At 73.5% G+C, this 14,903-nt stretch carries 15 protein-coding genes; 6 read left to right on the top strand and 9 right to left on the bottom strand.

The window, feature by feature from the left end; translation table 11 throughout:
* Positions 1-65: 65 nt before the first annotated feature.
* The 4 genes from ACFW1I_RS19565 to mshD form a co-directional block, all read right to left on the bottom strand.
* Positions 66-1,004, bottom strand: coding sequence for an ABC transporter permease (locus tag ACFW1I_RS19565; protein ID WP_384671405.1), 939 nt, complete (start codon positions 1,002-1,004; stop codon positions 66-68).
* Positions 1,001-1,843 (bottom strand): ATP-binding cassette domain-containing protein, encoded by an 843-nt coding sequence (locus tag ACFW1I_RS19560; RefSeq protein ID WP_384671403.1) that lies wholly within the window; start codon positions 1,841-1,843, stop codon positions 1,001-1,003. Before ACFW1I_RS19560 ends, ACFW1I_RS19565 begins: the two co-directional genes overlap by 4 nt.
* Complete coding sequence (locus ACFW1I_RS19555; RefSeq protein WP_384671401.1) at positions 1,840-2,232, bottom strand: GntR family transcriptional regulator; 393 nt, start codon at positions 2,230-2,232, stop codon at positions 1,840-1,842. Before ACFW1I_RS19555 ends, ACFW1I_RS19560 begins: the two co-directional genes overlap by 4 nt.
* An 88-nt stretch (positions 2,233-2,320) precedes the next feature.
* Positions 2,321-3,250 carry a mycothiol synthase gene (gene mshD, locus ACFW1I_RS19550; RefSeq protein WP_384671399.1) on the bottom strand — a complete coding sequence of 310 codons (930 nt, stop codon included), beginning with the start codon at positions 3,248-3,250 and terminating at the stop codon, positions 2,321-2,323.
* A 162-nt stretch (positions 3,251-3,412) separates the two neighbouring features.
* Between mshD and ACFW1I_RS19545 the strand changes: the two genes are divergently transcribed.
* The 3 genes from ACFW1I_RS19545 (at position 3,413) to ACFW1I_RS19535 (ending at position 6,886) form a co-directional block, all read left to right on the top strand.
* On the top strand, positions 3,413-5,254 hold the full coding sequence (locus ACFW1I_RS19545; protein WP_384671397.1) for a bifunctional metallophosphatase/5'-nucleotidase: 1,842 nt from the start codon (positions 3,413-3,415) through the stop codon (positions 5,252-5,254).
* Between the two features lie 124 nt (positions 5,255-5,378).
* Positions 5,379-6,239: a phosphatidylinositol-specific phospholipase C gene (locus ACFW1I_RS19540; protein WP_384671394.1), complete on the top strand. Its 861-nt coding sequence runs from the start codon at positions 5,379-5,381 to the stop codon at positions 6,237-6,239.
* Between the two features lie 50 nt (positions 6,240-6,289).
* Complete coding sequence (locus ACFW1I_RS19535) at positions 6,290-6,886, top strand: DinB family protein (RefSeq protein ID WP_384671393.1); 597 nt, start codon at positions 6,290-6,292, stop codon at positions 6,884-6,886.
* A gap of 9 nt (positions 6,887-6,895) precedes the next feature.
* Here the strand turns inward: ACFW1I_RS19535 and ACFW1I_RS19530 are convergent, their stop codons facing one another.
* The 5 genes from ACFW1I_RS19530 to ACFW1I_RS19510 all read right to left on the bottom strand — a co-directional run bounded on the left by ACFW1I_RS19530 (position 6,896) and on the right by ACFW1I_RS19510 (position 12,191).
* Positions 6,896-8,299 (bottom strand): sensor histidine kinase, encoded by a 1,404-nt coding sequence (locus ACFW1I_RS19530; RefSeq protein ID WP_384671391.1) that lies wholly within the window; start codon positions 8,297-8,299, stop codon positions 6,896-6,898.
* Positions 8,296-9,030, bottom strand: coding sequence for a response regulator transcription factor (locus ACFW1I_RS19525; protein WP_384671389.1), 735 nt, complete (start codon positions 9,028-9,030; stop codon positions 8,296-8,298). The genes ACFW1I_RS19530 and ACFW1I_RS19525 overlap by 4 nt, the downstream gene beginning before the upstream one ends.
* Positions 9,031-9,050: 20 nt before the next feature.
* Positions 9,051-10,133: a S1C family serine protease gene (locus tag ACFW1I_RS19520; protein ID WP_384671386.1), complete on the bottom strand. Its 1,083-nt coding sequence runs from the start codon at positions 10,131-10,133 to the stop codon at positions 9,051-9,053.
* A 147-nt stretch (positions 10,134-10,280) separates the two neighbouring features.
* Positions 10,281-11,303, bottom strand: a complete 1,023-nt coding sequence (locus tag ACFW1I_RS19515; protein ID WP_384671384.1) for a LacI family DNA-binding transcriptional regulator — start codon at positions 11,301-11,303, stop codon at positions 10,281-10,283.
* A 72-nt stretch (positions 11,304-11,375) separates the two neighbouring features.
* Complete coding sequence (locus ACFW1I_RS19510) at positions 11,376-12,191, bottom strand: response regulator transcription factor (RefSeq protein ID WP_384671381.1); 816 nt, start codon at positions 12,189-12,191, stop codon at positions 11,376-11,378.
* A 257-nt stretch (positions 12,192-12,448) separates the two neighbouring features.
* Between ACFW1I_RS19510 and ACFW1I_RS19505 the strand changes: the two genes are divergently transcribed.
* The 3 genes from ACFW1I_RS19505 to ACFW1I_RS19495 are packed head-to-tail and all read left to right on the top strand — an operon-like array spanning position 12,449 to position 14,750.
* Positions 12,449-13,255: an alpha/beta hydrolase gene (locus ACFW1I_RS19505; RefSeq protein WP_384671379.1), complete on the top strand. Its 807-nt coding sequence runs from the start codon at positions 12,449-12,451 to the stop codon at positions 13,253-13,255.
* A gap of 45 nt (positions 13,256-13,300) precedes the next feature.
* A complete protein-coding gene (locus ACFW1I_RS19500) occupies positions 13,301-13,555 on the top strand; it encodes a MoaD/ThiS family protein (RefSeq protein ID WP_031009700.1) in 255 nt (84 codons plus the stop codon).
* Positions 13,556-13,565: 10 nt separating this feature from the next.
* Complete coding sequence (locus ACFW1I_RS19495; RefSeq protein WP_384671376.1) at positions 13,566-14,750, top strand: hypothetical protein; 1,185 nt, start codon at positions 13,566-13,568, stop codon at positions 14,748-14,750.
* The last annotated feature ends 153 nt before the right edge of the window (positions 14,751-14,903 follow it).

Genomic DNA, 14,903 nt, shown 5'->3' with positions numbered 1-14,903 from the left:
GGAATCGGGGGCGGGGCCTGTGACGGGCCCCGCCCCCCATTTTCACCCGTCCGGGTGATGGGTCGCTACGGGTGCCGGGCGCGGAGCACGCGGAAGGCGGCGAGGGCCGCGAGGGCGGCGAGGGCGAGGAGGATGCCGGTCTCGATGAGCTGGGTGGGGACGACGTGGGAGACGGGGTGGTAGTCGAGGTACTGGGCGGTGACGGGTTCGTCGGTGCGGCAGACGCCATCGGAGTCGCCGCAGAACCAGCCGGGCTCACGGCGTCCGTCGGCCATGATCAGGCCCTGGTCCATCATCCGCCCGCCGTCGGGCACCATCACGGTCGAGGCGCCCTCTACCGCCTTCCCGGTGATCGTGACCGGTGTCAGGAAGTCCCAGCGGAAGGCGTGCAGGACGAGCATCACGACGCCGGTGACGAGGCCGGCGGCGGCCATGGCGACCAGCGTGCGGCGGATCAGCAGCCCGACGAGCGCGCCGACGGCGACGGCGAGCAGCGTGTAGGCGGCGAGCACGGTGCCGAGGACCAGGTACGGGCCGGCGTCGTGGCGCAGGAGGCTGTACGAGTTGCCGGTCCGGGCCCAGCCGAGCGCGTACGCGCCGGTCAGGAGCACGACGGTGGCGAGTGCCGTGGTGGTGGCGAAGCTCAGCTTGCTGCGCAGCCAGGCCGTGGGGCTCACCGACTGGGTGAGGGAGACCTGGTACGTCCCCGACTCGTACTCGCGCGCCACCAGCGGGCCCGCGACGAAGAGCGCGGCGGCGAACGGGACGGCGAGGACGGCCTCGGAGAAGGAGTGCATGGCGCCGCGCAGCAGCGAGTAGCCGGAGTCGTTGGCGGGGAAGGTTCGGCCGTCCGCCAGCAGCGTGTCCGGGGTGAGCGCGTCCCAGAGCCGCAGCGCCCCGATCACGACGAGGGCCAGGGCGGCCGCTCCGGTCGCCAGCCACAGCGTCCGCCGGTACTGGCGGAGGGCCACCCAGGCGGGGCCCTTGGGGGCGAGGGTGCTCATGCGGGGGCTCCTTCGGGGTTGCGGAGGTGGGCGAGGAGGAGTTCCTCCAGGGACGGTTCCGAGGTCTCCCAGGGGCCCTCGACCGGGCCCTCCCGCCGGACGAGCGCGGTGAGCTGACGGCCCGTCGTGCGCGCGTCGACCACCTGGTGCGGGGCCAGGTCGGCGACGGGGCCGCGCAGCAGGGTGTGCGCGGCGAGCAGGTCGTCGACGGCGCCGTCGAGGCGGATCCGGCCGCCGGAGAGCAGCAGCAGGTGGTCGCAGGAGCCCTCCAGTTCGGTGAGGATGTGCGACGACATGACGACCGTCGTGCCGCGCTCGGCGGCGTCGGACATCAGCAGGCCCATGAGCTGGTGGCGGGCGAGCGGGTCGAGGTCGGCCATCGGCTCGTCCAGGAGGAGGAGTTCCGCGCGCTTGCCGAGGGCGAGCGCGAGGGCGACGCGGGTGCGCTGGCCGCCGGACAGGTGGTGGACGAGGGTGTCGGAGGAGAAGCCGCCGCCCTCGACGACCCGGAGCGCGGCGGCGTCGTCCCAGCGTCCGGGGTTGAGCTCGCGGCCCATGCGGAGGGTGTCGGCGACGGTGAGCCGGGGGTGCAGCGGCTTGGCCTGGGCGACGTAGGCCAGGTCCTCGCGGGCGGGTGCCGTGAGGGTGCCCTCGGTGGGGCGGAGCAGGCCGGCGGCGAGGGCGAGGAGGGTGGACTTGCCGGCGCCGTTGGGGCCGACGAGCGCGCAGACGCGGCCGGCGGGGAGGGCGAAGTCGCACTCCCGGAGGGCCCAACCGCCCCTCCGTCCCCCGTACTTCTTGCCCAGGAGCTCCGCTCCCAGGACCGTGTTGCTGGTCACTTGTCCTCGTCCCCCTCGAAGTGCTGTGTCAGTACGGCGGTGAAGAGCGCCGCCATGTCCTCGCGGTCCAGTCCCGCGGCGCGGGCCCGGCGGGCCCAGGCGTCGAGCTCGCCCCGGAGGGGGGAGTCGGCGGGGGAGGTGGTGCCGAGCGTGGCGCGGACGAAGGTGCCGAGGCCGCGGCGGGCCTCGACGAGGCCTTCGCGTTCGAGTTCGCGGTACGCCTTGAGGACCGTGTTCGGGTTGATGGCCGTCGCCTCGACGACCTCGCGTGCGGTGGGCAGTCGGTCGCCCGGCTCCAGGAGGCCCATCCGGAGGGCCTGTTTCGTCTGCTGGACGATCTGGAGGTAGGTGGCGACGCCGCTGCGCCGGTCGATGCGGTACTCCACCACGCCCTTCCACCACCCTTTCACTAATCAAGTAGTGAAAGGGTGGATCAAGAAAGGGGGCGGTGTCAACCGCCCCCTGCCGGCTGTCGGTTCAGGACTCCGATCGGTACATCAGGTCCACCTCGTGGGTCCGGAAGCCCAGCCCCTCGTAGACCCGCACCGCCGCCGTGTTGTCGGCGTCGACGTAGAGCATCGCCGTCGGCAGCCCCTCCGCCGCCAGGTGCCGCAGGCCCGTCGCCGTGAGCGCCTTGCCGAGGCCGCCGCCCTGGGCCTCCGGCAGGATCCCGACCACGTACACCTCGCCGAGGCGCTCCTCGGCGTGGACCTTCGTCCAGTGGAAGCCGACCAGCTCGCCGTTCCGCTCGGCGAGGAAGAAGCCCTTCGGGTCGAACCACGGCTCCGCGATCCGGTCGTCCAGGTCGCGCTGGGTGAGCGAGCCCTGCTCCGGGTGGTGGGCGAAGGCGGCGGCGTTGACCGCGAGCCAGGCCGCGTCGTCCTGGCCGGGGACGAAGGTGCGGATCGTGACGCCCTCGGGGAGCACCGGCTCGGGGATGTCCAGGGGGGCCAGCGGGCGGCGCAGCTGGCGCAGTTCACGGAAGAGGGTGAGGCCGAGGACCTGGGCGAGGTGGCGGGCGGAGGGCTTGCCGCCGTGCGCCCAGACCCGCAGCCGCTTGCCGGAGGCGCCGAGGAGGGCGGTGCCGAGGGCGCGGCCGTGGCCGCGGCCGCGCTGGTCGGGGTGGATGACGAGCTCGGCGGCGGGCGCCTCGACCGGGTCGGTCTCCTCCAGCTGGGCGTAGCCGTGGAGGTGGGAACCGACGGTGAGGAGGAAGTGGCGCACTCCCTCGCGGCGGCCGTGGCGGAGGTAGAGGCGGCCCTGTTCGGACACGGCGTGCACGCCGTCGGCGCGGTCCGCGGCCGCGAGCAGGTCCATGACCTCCTGGACCTGCTCGGGGGTGAGCTCGTCGTACGTCTGGATCTGCCGTCCCGGTTCGAGGGCGGGCGCCGCGTCGGAGGAAGTCATGGCTCCGAGCCTACGGCGAACACTCCGTCAGCCGGAGGCAACTGTCTTGTAACCAGCTACCCCCTGTTGCGCTACGCGCGTTGACTCTAGGCTGCGTCCGCAGGACGGGGGAACGATCAAAGCCGCGAATCGGGGCAAGGGGAAAAGGGGATCACGGGAGAGATGGCAGTGAACGGCAGGAAGAGCAAGACCAGGCGGCGGATTCTGGCCGCCGGCGCGGGGCTGGCGACGGTCGGGGCGCTCGTCGCCGCGATGCCGGCGGGTGCCTCGCAGGACGCGGCCGAGGCCGCCGCGGGCGGGACGAACGGCAAGGGCTGGGGCCGGATGGTCGACGTCCAGCTGCTGTCCTTCAACGACCTGCACGGCAACCTGGAGCCGCCGGCCGGTTCCTCCGGCCAGGTCACCCGGACCAAGGAGGACGGCACCACCGAGAAGATCGACGCGGGCGGTGTCGAGTACCTGGCGACGCACCTGCGCCAGGCCCGTGAGGGGAATCGTTACTCCATCACGGCCGCGGCCGGTGACATGATCGGCGCCTCGCCGCTCGTGGCCGGTCTCTTCCACGACGAGCCGGTGATCCACGCGCTCAACGGCCTGGACCTCGACGTCAGCTCGGTGGGCAACCACGAGTTCGACGAGGGCGCGGCCGAGCTGGCCCGCATGCAGAACGGCGGCTGTCACCCGACGGCCGGCTGCTTCGGCACCGAGGAGGGCTTCGAGCCGTTCGGCGGCGCGGAGTTCCCGTACCTCGCGGCGAACGTGACGGACGAGAAGACCGGCAAGCCGATCCTCGACCCGTACTTCGTCTGGGAGAAGGACGGCGTCAAGATCGGCTTCGTCGGCGTGACCCTGGAGGGCACCCCGAACGTCGTCACGGCCGAGGGCGTCAAGGGCCTCAAGTTCGGCGACGAGGTCGAGACGATCAACAAGTACGCCAAGATCCTGGAGCGCAAGGGCGTCAAGTCCATCGTCGCCCTGGTCCACGAGGGCGGCATGCCGGCCTCGGGCTCCTTCAACTACAACTGCGACGGTGACGGGGACGGCGACGGCGAGGGCGTCTCCGGCGCCATCGTCGACATCGCGAAGAACGTCTCGCCGCAGGTCGACGCGATGATCACCGGTCACACGCACCAGGCGTACGTGTGCACCATCCCGGACCCGGCGGGCAAGCCGCGCCTGGTCACCTCGGCGTCCTCGTTCGGCAAGCTCTACACGGACACCACGCTCACCTACGACCGCCGCACCAAGGACATCGTCCGCACCGCGGTCGACTCGGCCAACCACGTCGTCTCCCGTGACGTGCCGAAGGCCGGCGACATGACGCAGCTGATCGCCGACTGGAAGGCGCTCGCGGCCCCGATCGCGAACCGCCCGCAGGGCTTCATCGCCGCCGACATCAACGGCCGCGGCTCCACGGCGTACGAGAAGCCGCTCGGCGACCTGATCGCCGACGCGCAGCTGGAGGGCCTGGCCCCGGCGGACAAGGGCGGCGCCCAGATCGCGCTGATGAACCCGGGCGGCATCCGCTCGGACCTGGTCTACAAGCAGTCCGGCTCCGAGGGCGACGGCGTGGTGACCTACGGCGAGTCCTTCACGGTCCAGCCGTTCACCAACATGATGAACGTGGTCGACCTGTCCGGCGCGAACCTCATCACCGCGCTGAAGCAGCAGGTCAGCGGCTCGAACCTGAACGCGATCAAGATCCTCCAGGTCTCGAAGGGCCTGACCTACACGCTCGACATGACGAAGACGGGCGCGGACCGCGTCGTCGCGTCCAGCATCAAGCTGAACGGCGAGCCGATCGACCCGGCGAAGACCTACCGCGTCGCGATGAACGAGTTCCTCGCGGGCGGCGGCGACGGCTTCGCGGCGCTGGCCACCGGTACGAACAAGCTGGTCGGCGCGTCGGACCTCGACGTCTTCAACGCCTACCTCGCGGCCCACTCCTCGGCCGCGGCCCCGCTGCAGGTCCCGGCGGCGAACCGGATCACGGTCGTCCAGTAGTCCCGCGCGGCACGTGAAGTGAAGGGGCCGCCTCCCGAGAGTGCGACGGGAGGTGGCCCCCTTCCTTTTCCGGGGGCGCACGCGCCCTGGCGGAGATTGACGCGGACCTGTCATCATCCGGCCCATGGAGCGACGACGCTTTCTCACCGGGGCCCTCGGGGCCGGAGCCGTCCTGCTCGCCGGCGCCCCCGCGGCCCGGGCCGCGGCCGTGGACACGCGCGCGTGGATGGCGGCGCACGGGGACGGCACCGCGCTCGCGCGGCTCACCATCCCCGGCACGCACGACTCCGGGGCGCGCTTCGGCGGCCCCTGGGCCCAGTGCCAGAACACCACCATCGCGCAGCAGCTCGACAGCGGGGTGCGCTTCCTCGACGTGCGCTGCCGGGTCACCGGCGGCTCCTTCGCCATCCACCACGGCGCCGCCTACCAGAACATGATGTTCGGCGACGTGCTCGTCGCCTGCCGGGACTTCCTCGCCGCGCACCCCTCCGAGACCGTGCTGATGCGGGTCAAGCAGGAGTACTCCGAGGAGTCCGACGCCACCTTCCGGGCCGTCTTCGACGACTACCTCGACCGGCGCGGCTGGCGCCCCCTCTTCCGGATCGGCGACGGGCTGCCGCTCCTCGGCGAGGCCCGCGGCCGGGTCGTGCTGCTCGCCGACAACGGCGGACTGCCCGGCCTGCGCTGGGCGGACTCCCGGTACTTCGCCGTCCAGGACGACTGGAACGCGCTGCCGGACGCCAAGTACCCCAAGATCGAGGCCCACTTCCGCGCCGCCGTCGAACGGCCCGGACCGCTGTACGTCAACTTCGTCAGCACCTCCGCCGGGCTGCCGCCCCGCTGGAACTCCGACAACCTCAACCCGCGCGTCCACAGCTGGCTCGACGGCTCCTGGGCGGCCGGCCGCACCGGCCTCGGCATCGTGCCGCTGGACTTCCCCGCCACCCGCGCCGGCCTGGTGGAGGCCCTGCTCCGGCACAACTGACGGCGGGCAATTCGCTGGCCCCGCCGCCGCTCCCGTACGACCATGCCCGCATGGACACGAGAGAGACCGGCGGGACCGGCGGGACCGGCGACACGGACGTGCAGCGGTGGACCACCTCCACCGTCCACACCGACATGTGGGCCGACCCCGACGACGACCCGCGCGCGGGCGGAGGCCCGGTGGTGACCGACGAGCGGGGCGCGCTCCTCGACGCCCTGCGGCACTTCCGGCTCACCCTGGAGCTGAAGTGCGAGGGCCTGGACGCCGAGCAGCTCGCCCGGCGGTCCGTGCCGCCCTCCACCATGTCCCTGCTCGGCCTGATCCGGCACATGGCCGAGGACGAACGCCACTTCCGCCGCCTCGCCGGCGAGGACGCCCCCCGGATCTACCGCACCCCGGACGACCGCGAGGCCGACTGGACCGGCGCCGTGCCCGACCCGGCCGTCGTCGAGGAGGCCCGCCGCCGCTGGAAGGAGGAGGCGGAGGCCACCGACCGCTTCGTCGCCGCCGCGCCGGACCTCGGCGCCCCCCTCCCCGACGGCGGCCGGCTCCGCGAACTCCTCACCATGCAGATCACCGAATACGCCCGCCACTGCGGGCACGCGGACCTCCTCCGCGAACGGGTCGACGGCCGCGTGGGCCAGTAGGACCCGCCGTCAGACCGTCGCCTCCGGCGGCGGCGTCGGGGCGCCCGGGAAGGTGAGGGTCGCGCGGGTGCCGCCGCCGTCCGCCGGGGAGAGGGCCACCGAGCCGCCCGTCTGCCTCATCGTGCGGGCCACGATCGACAGGCCAAGACCGGAGCCGGGGAGGCTGCGGGCCGACGGGGAGCGCCAGAAGCGGTCGAAGACGTGCGGGAGTTCGTCCGGCGCGATGCCCGGGCCGTGGTCGCGGACCGTCAGCTCGCCCCGCATCAGCGTCACCTCGACCGTGCCGCGCGGCGGCGAGAACTTCACCGCGTTGTCCAGGACGTTGACCAGCGCCCGCTCCAGCGCGGCGGGTTCGGCCCGGACGTACCAGGGCGCCAGATCGGTGGCGAAGGTCAGCTCCGGGCCGCGCAGCCGCGCCCGGTCGAGCGCCGAGCGCAGCACGTTGTGGAGCGCGACGACCTCCAGCGGACCCGGGCGGACCGCGTCCGGCCGGGCCAGCTCCTGGAGGTCGCCGATCAGCGCCGCCAGTTCCGTCATCTGCGCCTTCACCGAGGCCATCAGCGCCCGCCGGTCCTCCGCCGGGATCGCCCGGCCGGTCTCCTCGCTGCGGGCGAGCAGCTCGATGTTGGTGCGCAGGGAGGTCAGCGGGGTGCGCAGCTCGTGCCCCGCGTCCGCGATCAGCCGCGCCTGCCGGTCCCGCGAGGTCGCCAGCGCCGCCGTCATCTGGTTGAAGGCCCGCGACAGGCGCGCGATCTCGTCGTCGCCCTCGGCCGGGATCCGCACCGTCAGGTCCTCCGTCGCGGCCACGTGCTCCACCGCCCCGGTCAGCCGGTGCACCGGCTCCAGGCCGGTCCTCGCCACCCACAGGCCGGCCGCGCCCGCGCCGACCACCCCGATGCCGGATACGAGGAGCAGCACCCAGCCCAGGGTGGAGAGGGAGTTGTCGATCTCGGCCAGCGGGCGGGCGACGGAGATGGCGAAGCGGGCGGGACCCAGCTGCTGCGGGTAGGTGTAGACGCGCATCTCGTGCCCGTCGACGTCCTTCACCGTGTGCAGGGCGTACGCGAGCGTGCCCCGGGCCACCGCGCGGTCGGCCTCGCCGACCGGGATGGCCGTGCCGGAGGTGCAGACGCCGTCGCCCGCGTCGATGATCTGGATGGTGAAGCCGGCGACCGGCGGCAGCTCCTTGTCCTGCAGGCACGTGTCGAGCAGGCTCCGTGCCGCCCCCGCGTCGATCCGGGTCGTGCGCAGCGCCGTGTCCATCTCGCTCTCCAGCTGCGCCCGGGTCACGAACCAGCAGGCCGCCGAGACGGCGGCGACCGCGACGGCCACCGCGAAGGCGGTCAGCAGGGCGAGGCGGGAGCGCAGCGGCCGGGAGCGGAACCACGCCAGGGGGGTGCGGGGCCGGGTCATTCGGTGCCGCCTCCGCCGCGCAGCACGTATCCGACCCCGCGCACGGTGTGGACCAGGCGCGGCTCTCCGCCGGCCTCGGTCTTGCGCCGCAGGTACATCACGTACACGTCCAGGGAGTTCGAGCTCGGCTCGAAGTCGAAGCCCCACACGGCCTTGAGGATCTGTTCGCGGGTGAGGACCTGCCGGGGGTGCGCCAGGAACATCTCCAGGAGCGTGAACTCGGTGCGGGTCAGCTCGACGGGCCGCCCGGCGCGGGTGACCTCGCGGGTCGCCAGGTCCATCCGCAGGTCCTCGAAGGCGAGCACGTCGCCCGGGTCGGCGGCCGAGGCCGACGGGACGGCGTACGAGCTGCGGCGCAGCAGGGCGCGGATGCGGGCGAAGAGCTCGTCGAGCTCGAAGGGCTTCACCAGGTAGTCGTCGGCGCCCGCGTCGAGGCCGGTGACCCGGTCGCCGACCGTGTCGCGGGCGGTCAGCATGAGGATGGGCACGGTCGATCCGGCGGCCCGGATCCGGCGGGCCGCCGTGAGCCCGTCCATGCGGGGCATCTGCACGTCGAGGACGACGAGGTCGGGGGCGTACGACTCCATGGCGGCGAGCGCGTCGACCCCGTCGACGGCCTCCCGGGTCGCGTACCCCTCGAAGGCGAGGGAGCGCCGCAGGGCCTCCCGCACGGCGGGTTCGTCGTCGACGATGAGGATGCGTTCGGTTGCGTTCGGCTGCCCGCTGCTCATGGGGTCAGCGTCCCATGCGTTCAGCTCCGGCCGCCCGACCGGAGGGCGTCGAGGTCGGCCTTGAGGGTGTCCACCGGGATGGCGAATCCGAGGCCCACGCTGCCGGCCGTGGAACCGCCCGAAGAACTGGGCGAATACATGGCCGAATTGATCCCGATGATCTCGCCGTTCATATTGATCAGCGCGCCGCCGGAATTCCCCGGGTTGAGCGAGGCGTCGGTCTGGATCGCCTTGTACGTGGTCTTGGAGCTGCCGGTGTCGCCGTTGAACTGCTGTCCGCCGAACTCGAACGGCCAGCCCTGCCGCGGGTCCCACTGCTGCTGCGTGTCGGGGGAGTCGGTGTCCTCGTCCTTCGCGACCGTGACGTCCCGGTCGAGCGCGGAGACGATGCCGCTGGTGACGGTGCCGGTGAGGCCCTCGGGGGAGCCGATGGCGACGACCTGGTCGCCGACCTTCACCTTCGACGAGTCGCCGAGGGTGGCGGCCCGCAGCCCGGAGGCGTCCGCCAGCTTGATGAGGGCGAGGTCCTTGTCGGGGTCCTTGCCGACGACCTCGGCCCGGTAGGTCTTGCCGTCGCTGGTCCGCACGGTGATCTCGGAGGCGCCGGAGATCACGTGGTTGTTGGTGACGATCTCGCCGTCGCCGGTGATGATCACGCCGGAGCCGGTGGAGGCGCCGGAGGCGGAGCGCGCGGAGATCTCCACGATCGAGGGGGAGACGGCCTCGGCGACCCCGGCGACCGTGCCGGTGCTGCTCGCGGAGACGTTGGTGCCGGTCACCGCGGAGGAGGCCGCGGCGGTGACGGGCGCGTCCGCGGTCAGCTGCTGGACGAGGGTCGCGGTGCCGCCGCCGATCGCCGCGGCGGCGATGGCCACGGCCGCCATCAGGCCGACCCCGCGCTTGGCGCGCCGGCGGGAGAGGGGGGCGGCGGCGGGTGCCGGGCCGGCGGCCGCGGACGGCGGCGCGGCCGGGGGAGGGGTGTACCCGCCGCCGGATCCGGACGGCCACACGGTGGTGCCCGGCTCGGTGGTGAACGGCCGCGTGGGCTCGTACGGCGGGCGCGGCGGGTGGTACGGCTGCTGGGGCTGCTGGTGGTCCGTCATGGCTCCGACTCTCGGACCGGCAGATGAGAACGGTCTGAGGACCGGCTGAGAAGCCCGACAGAACCCTGTATGCCCGAAATAAAGAGCAGCGGGGTGTGGATGCCCGGAGCGGCGGGGCTTCGGCGGAGGGAGCGGCGGGGGCGTCGGTCAGTGGCAGCCGCAGGACCGGCGGACCACCAGGGCCGACGGGAACTGCTTCACGCGCTCCCGGCGGGAGCCCGAGACGCGGACCGAGTCGTCGAGGACCAGGTCCACGGCGGCCCGGGCCATCGCCGGCCGGTCGGAGAAGACGGTGGTCAGCGGCGGATCGGTGAGCGCCGCCTCCTTCACGTCGTCGAAGCCCGCCACCGCCAGCTCGGTCGGCACGTCGATGCGCAGCTCGCGGGCGGCCCGCAGCACGCCGAACGCCTGGTCGTCGGTGGAGCAGAAGATCGCCGGCGGCCTGTCCGGGCCCGCGAGGAGCTTCAGGGCCACCTGGTAGGCGTCGTACCGGTTGTACGGGGCCTCGAAGAGCCGGCCCTCGACCGACCGGCCGGCCTCCAGCATGGCGCGCCGCCAGCCCTCGACGTGGTCGGCGACCGGGTCGCCGACGGCGGGGGTGTTGGGCACGCCGCCGAGGCAGGCCACGTACGGGTGGCCGTGCTCCAGGAGGTGCCGGGTGGCGAGCTGGGCGCCGCCGATGTCGTCGGTCACGACGGCCACGTCGTCGATCGCCTCGGGCCGCTCGTGCAGCAGCACCACGCGCGCGTCCCACGCCTCGATCTCGCTGGCGGCCTGCTCGCTCATGCCCTGGCTGACCAGGATCAGACCGGAGACCCGCATGCCGAGGAAGGCCCGCAGATAGTGGATCTCGCGCTCGGTCCGGTAGTCGGAGTTGCCGACGAGGACCATCTTCCCGCGCTCCGCGGCGGCCTGCTCGACCGCGTGCGCCATCTCCGCGAAGAAGGGCTGGCGCGCGTCCGGGACGATCATGCCTATGAGATCCGTGCGGCGGGACGCCATCGCCTGGGCCACCCGGTCGGGCCGGTAGCCCAGCTCCTTGATGGCGGCGAGGACACGCTCGCGCGTGGCCGGGGCGACCGGCCGGGGTCCGTTGTTGATGACGTAACTCACGACCGCGGTCGAAGTACCCGCCAGTCGCGCTACGTCATCCCGCGTCACCTTGGCCACGCGCGGAAGTCTACGCGGGGTGACCTACCTACCGGCAGGTCGCCCTGTGTCATACGCCACGTTACCGTCCCCCTAACGGGTGGTGTCGGCCGTGGCGCCCTTGACTCCGGCGCCCGTACGGGCCTCCTCCCGGGCGTCCTGCCCCGCTTCCTCCCGCTTCGTCCCGCCCGTTTCGCCGGCCTCCTTCGCCCGGGCCTCCTCGGCGGCCCGCTCCACCTTCTCCGGCGTGACGAAGCGGTATCCCACGTTGCGGACGGTCCCGATCAGCGACTCGTGCTCCGGGCCGAGCTTCGCGCGCAGCCGCCGCACGTGGACGTCGACCGTCCGGGTGCCGCCGAAGTAGTCGTACCCCCACACCTCCTGGAGCAGCTGCGCCCGGGTGAAGACCCGGCCCGGGTGCTGCGCCAGGTACTTCAGCAGCTCGAACTCCTTGAAGGTCAGGTCCAGGACCCGGCCCTTCAGCTTGGCGCTGTACGTGGCCTCGTCCACCGACAGGTCGCCGTTGCGGATCTCCATCGGGGAGTCGTCCGCGACGATCTGCTGCCGGCCCAGGGCGAGCCGCAGCCGCGCCTCGACCTCGGCGGGACCCGCCGTGTCGAGCAGGACGTCGTCGATGCCCCAGTCCGCGGTGACGGCCGCCAGACCGCCCTCCGTGACCACCAGCACCAGCGGACAGCCGGGGCCGGTGGAGCGCAGCAGCTGGCACAGCGAGCGGACCTGCGGCAGATCGCGCCGCCCGTCGACGAGGATCACGTCCGCGCCCGGGGTGTCCACCAGCGCGGGGCCTTCGGCGGGGGCCACCCGCACGCTGTGCAGCAGCAGACCGAGCGCCGGAAGCACCTCGGTCGACGGCTGGAGGGCGTTGGTCAGGAGCAGCAGAGAACTCATCGCGACACTCCACCCGTCCAGATCGTCGGCATCGGCAACGGCAACGGCAACGGCTTCGTCGGTCGGTCGTGCTTCGTACGCTCGTCCATGACTCGGTTCCTCCTCGGTCCCTGCGAGGACGTCTGCGGTACTGCGGTCTCACGTGCTGCTCCCGCGCCCCGAGAGCTTTTGTTCATCCGTCCGTAACAACGGCCGGAAAACGCAAAAGGACCCGGTGGCGACGTCGCCCGGATCCTCTGCCTAGGAGAATAGCCCACATGAGTTCCGAGGCAGAGGGCCGATTTCACATGATGGATGTTTCCTCGCTCACTTCCGGACCTCGCCGCGCAATGCTGCGGACGGAAGACGGCGTCCGCATCGAGGCGCTCCACGAACCCTTCCCGGCCAGTGTCGCCGACACGGCCGTCGTCGTCGCGCACGGCTTCACCGGTTCCCTCGACCGGCCCGCGGTCCGCCGCGCCGCCGGCATCCTCGGCCGGCACGCGGCGGCCGTCGTCACCTTCTCCTTCCGCGGCCACGGCGGCTCCGGCGGCCTCTCCACCGTCGGCGACCGCGAGGTGCTGGACCTCGCCGCCGCCGTCCGCTGGGCCCGCGAACAGGGCCACGCGCGCGTGGCGACCGTCGGCTTCTCCATGGGCGGCTCCGTCGTCCTGCGCCAGGCCGCCCTGGACCGCGGCACCGACGCCGCGCCCGACGCGGTCGCCGCCGTCTCCGCCCCCGCCCGCTGGTACTACCGGGGGACGGCCCCGATGCGCCGCCTCCACTGGGTGGTCACCCGCCCGGCAGGCCGGCTCGTCGGCCGGTACGGGCTCCGCGTCCGCATCGACCGCCGCGCCTGGGACCCCGTGCCGCTCTCGCCGGTGGAGGCGGCCGCGCGGATCGCGCCGACCCCGCTGCTCGTCGTCCACGGCGACCGCGACGCCTACTTCCCCCTCGACCACCCGCGCACCCTGGCCGCCGCCGGGGACGCGGAGCTGTGGGTGGAGCCCGGCATGGGTCACGCGGAGAACGCCGCCGGCGAGGAGCTGCTCGACCGGCTCGGCGCCTGGCTCGTCCGCCGATAGCCCATCATGGTGAGCGGCGCGCACACGAACGAAGGGAGCGCCGCTATGGCAGCGGGAACCATCCGCTACTGGGCCGCGGCCAAGGCCGCCGCGGGGGTCGCCGAGGAGCCGTACACCGCCGAGACCCTCGCCGAGGCCCTGGACGCGGCCCGCGCGAACCACCCGGGCGAGCTGGTCCGGGTCCTCCAGCGGTGCTCGTTCCTCGTCGACGGCGACCCGGTCGGGACCCGCGGCCATGAGACGGTACGGCTTGCCGAGGGCGGCACGGTCGAGGTGCTCCCCCCGTTCGCAGGAGGGTGAACCCCACAGCATGAGCAACGAGCAGCAGTACGGCGGGCAGCCGTACGACCCGAACGCGTACGACCCCTCGGTCACCCAGACCTGGGAGGGCCAGACCTGGGACACCACGTACCAGCCGGCGGTCCGCCCGGAGGACGCGTACGGGTACCAGGCCGCCGCCGCCCAGCAGGCGCAGGCCCCGCAGCCGTACGCGTACCCGCAGGAGCCGTACCCCCAGCAGGCGTACGCCCAGGAGGCGTATCCCCAGGAGGCGTACGCGCAGCAGGCGTACGCCCCGGAGTCGTACGCGCAGCCGCAGCCGCAGCCGCAGCCGTACGCCCCGTCCCCGGCGTACGCCGCCGCTCCGGAGCCCGCGCCCGCGCCCGTCCCCGCCCCGGCGCCCGTCGAGGCCCAGGACGGCCCCGCCTACTCCTCGCCGACCACCTCCGGGAACACCCGGATCACCGACGCCCAGCGCGCGCGTGCCGAGGGCCGGTCGCCGATCATCGAGCCCGGGATGCGGCCGGCCGCCCTGACGGCCGCCCTCGGGCTGCTGCTCGCCGGCGGCGCCGCGCTCGGCACGTACGGGCTCCTGCTGCCGCTGGTCGCGCTCCAGGGACTCACCGCCGCCGGCTGGTTCCGGCTCAACGGCATGTGGCCCGCCCGGCAGGGCATCGCGCTCGCCTTCCTCGGCGGGCTCGTCGCCGACGCCGCCCTGCTCGCCGCCGGCCGCGAGCACGCGGCCCCCGCGATCCTCGGCACCCTCGGCGTCTGGGTCCTGCTCAGCCTGGTCCTCCAGCTGCGCAGCCACGCCGACCCCGACGAGCGGATGTACGGCCTCATGGCCACCGTCGCCTCGGCCGCGCTCACCGTCCTCGCCGCCGGACACCTCGGCGCCGAGCCCGACGCGGTGGTGGCCGGATCCGTCGCCGTCGCCGCGACCGTCCTCGCCCGCGCGCTGCCGCTGCCCGGCCCCGTCTCGCTCGTCGTCTCGCTGCTCGCCGCCGCCGGCGCGGGCATCGCCGCCGGCGCCCTGACCGGCATGGGTGCCGCCGGGGCGCTGCTCGGCCTCGCCACCGGCGTCTGCGCCCTCGTCGGCCTGCGGACGGCCAGCTACGACTACCCGTCCCGCTTCGTGCACATGACCGCCGGCGTGGCCCTGCCGCTGACGGCGGCCGCGCCCGCCGTGTACCTTCTCGGCCGCGCCCTGGTCTGAGCGGCCGCCGGATCCGGTCCGGCCGCACCCGCCCGGGGTTCCGGGAACCACCCGGGGCCCGGCCCCCGCCGCGGGGGTTGTTGGGGGGGGGGGGCGCGCCAGAGAGAGAGGGTGGGGGATGGAGCACGAGTGAGCGAGAGGGGGAGAGCTGTG

This window comes from Streptomyces sp. NPDC058955, assembly GCF_042741435.1.
Taxonomy (GTDB): domain Bacteria; phylum Actinomycetota; class Actinomycetes; order Streptomycetales; family Streptomycetaceae; genus Streptomyces.
The sequence above is the reverse complement of the archived record's forward strand: the minus strand, read 5'-3'. Positions and strand labels throughout refer to the sequence as shown.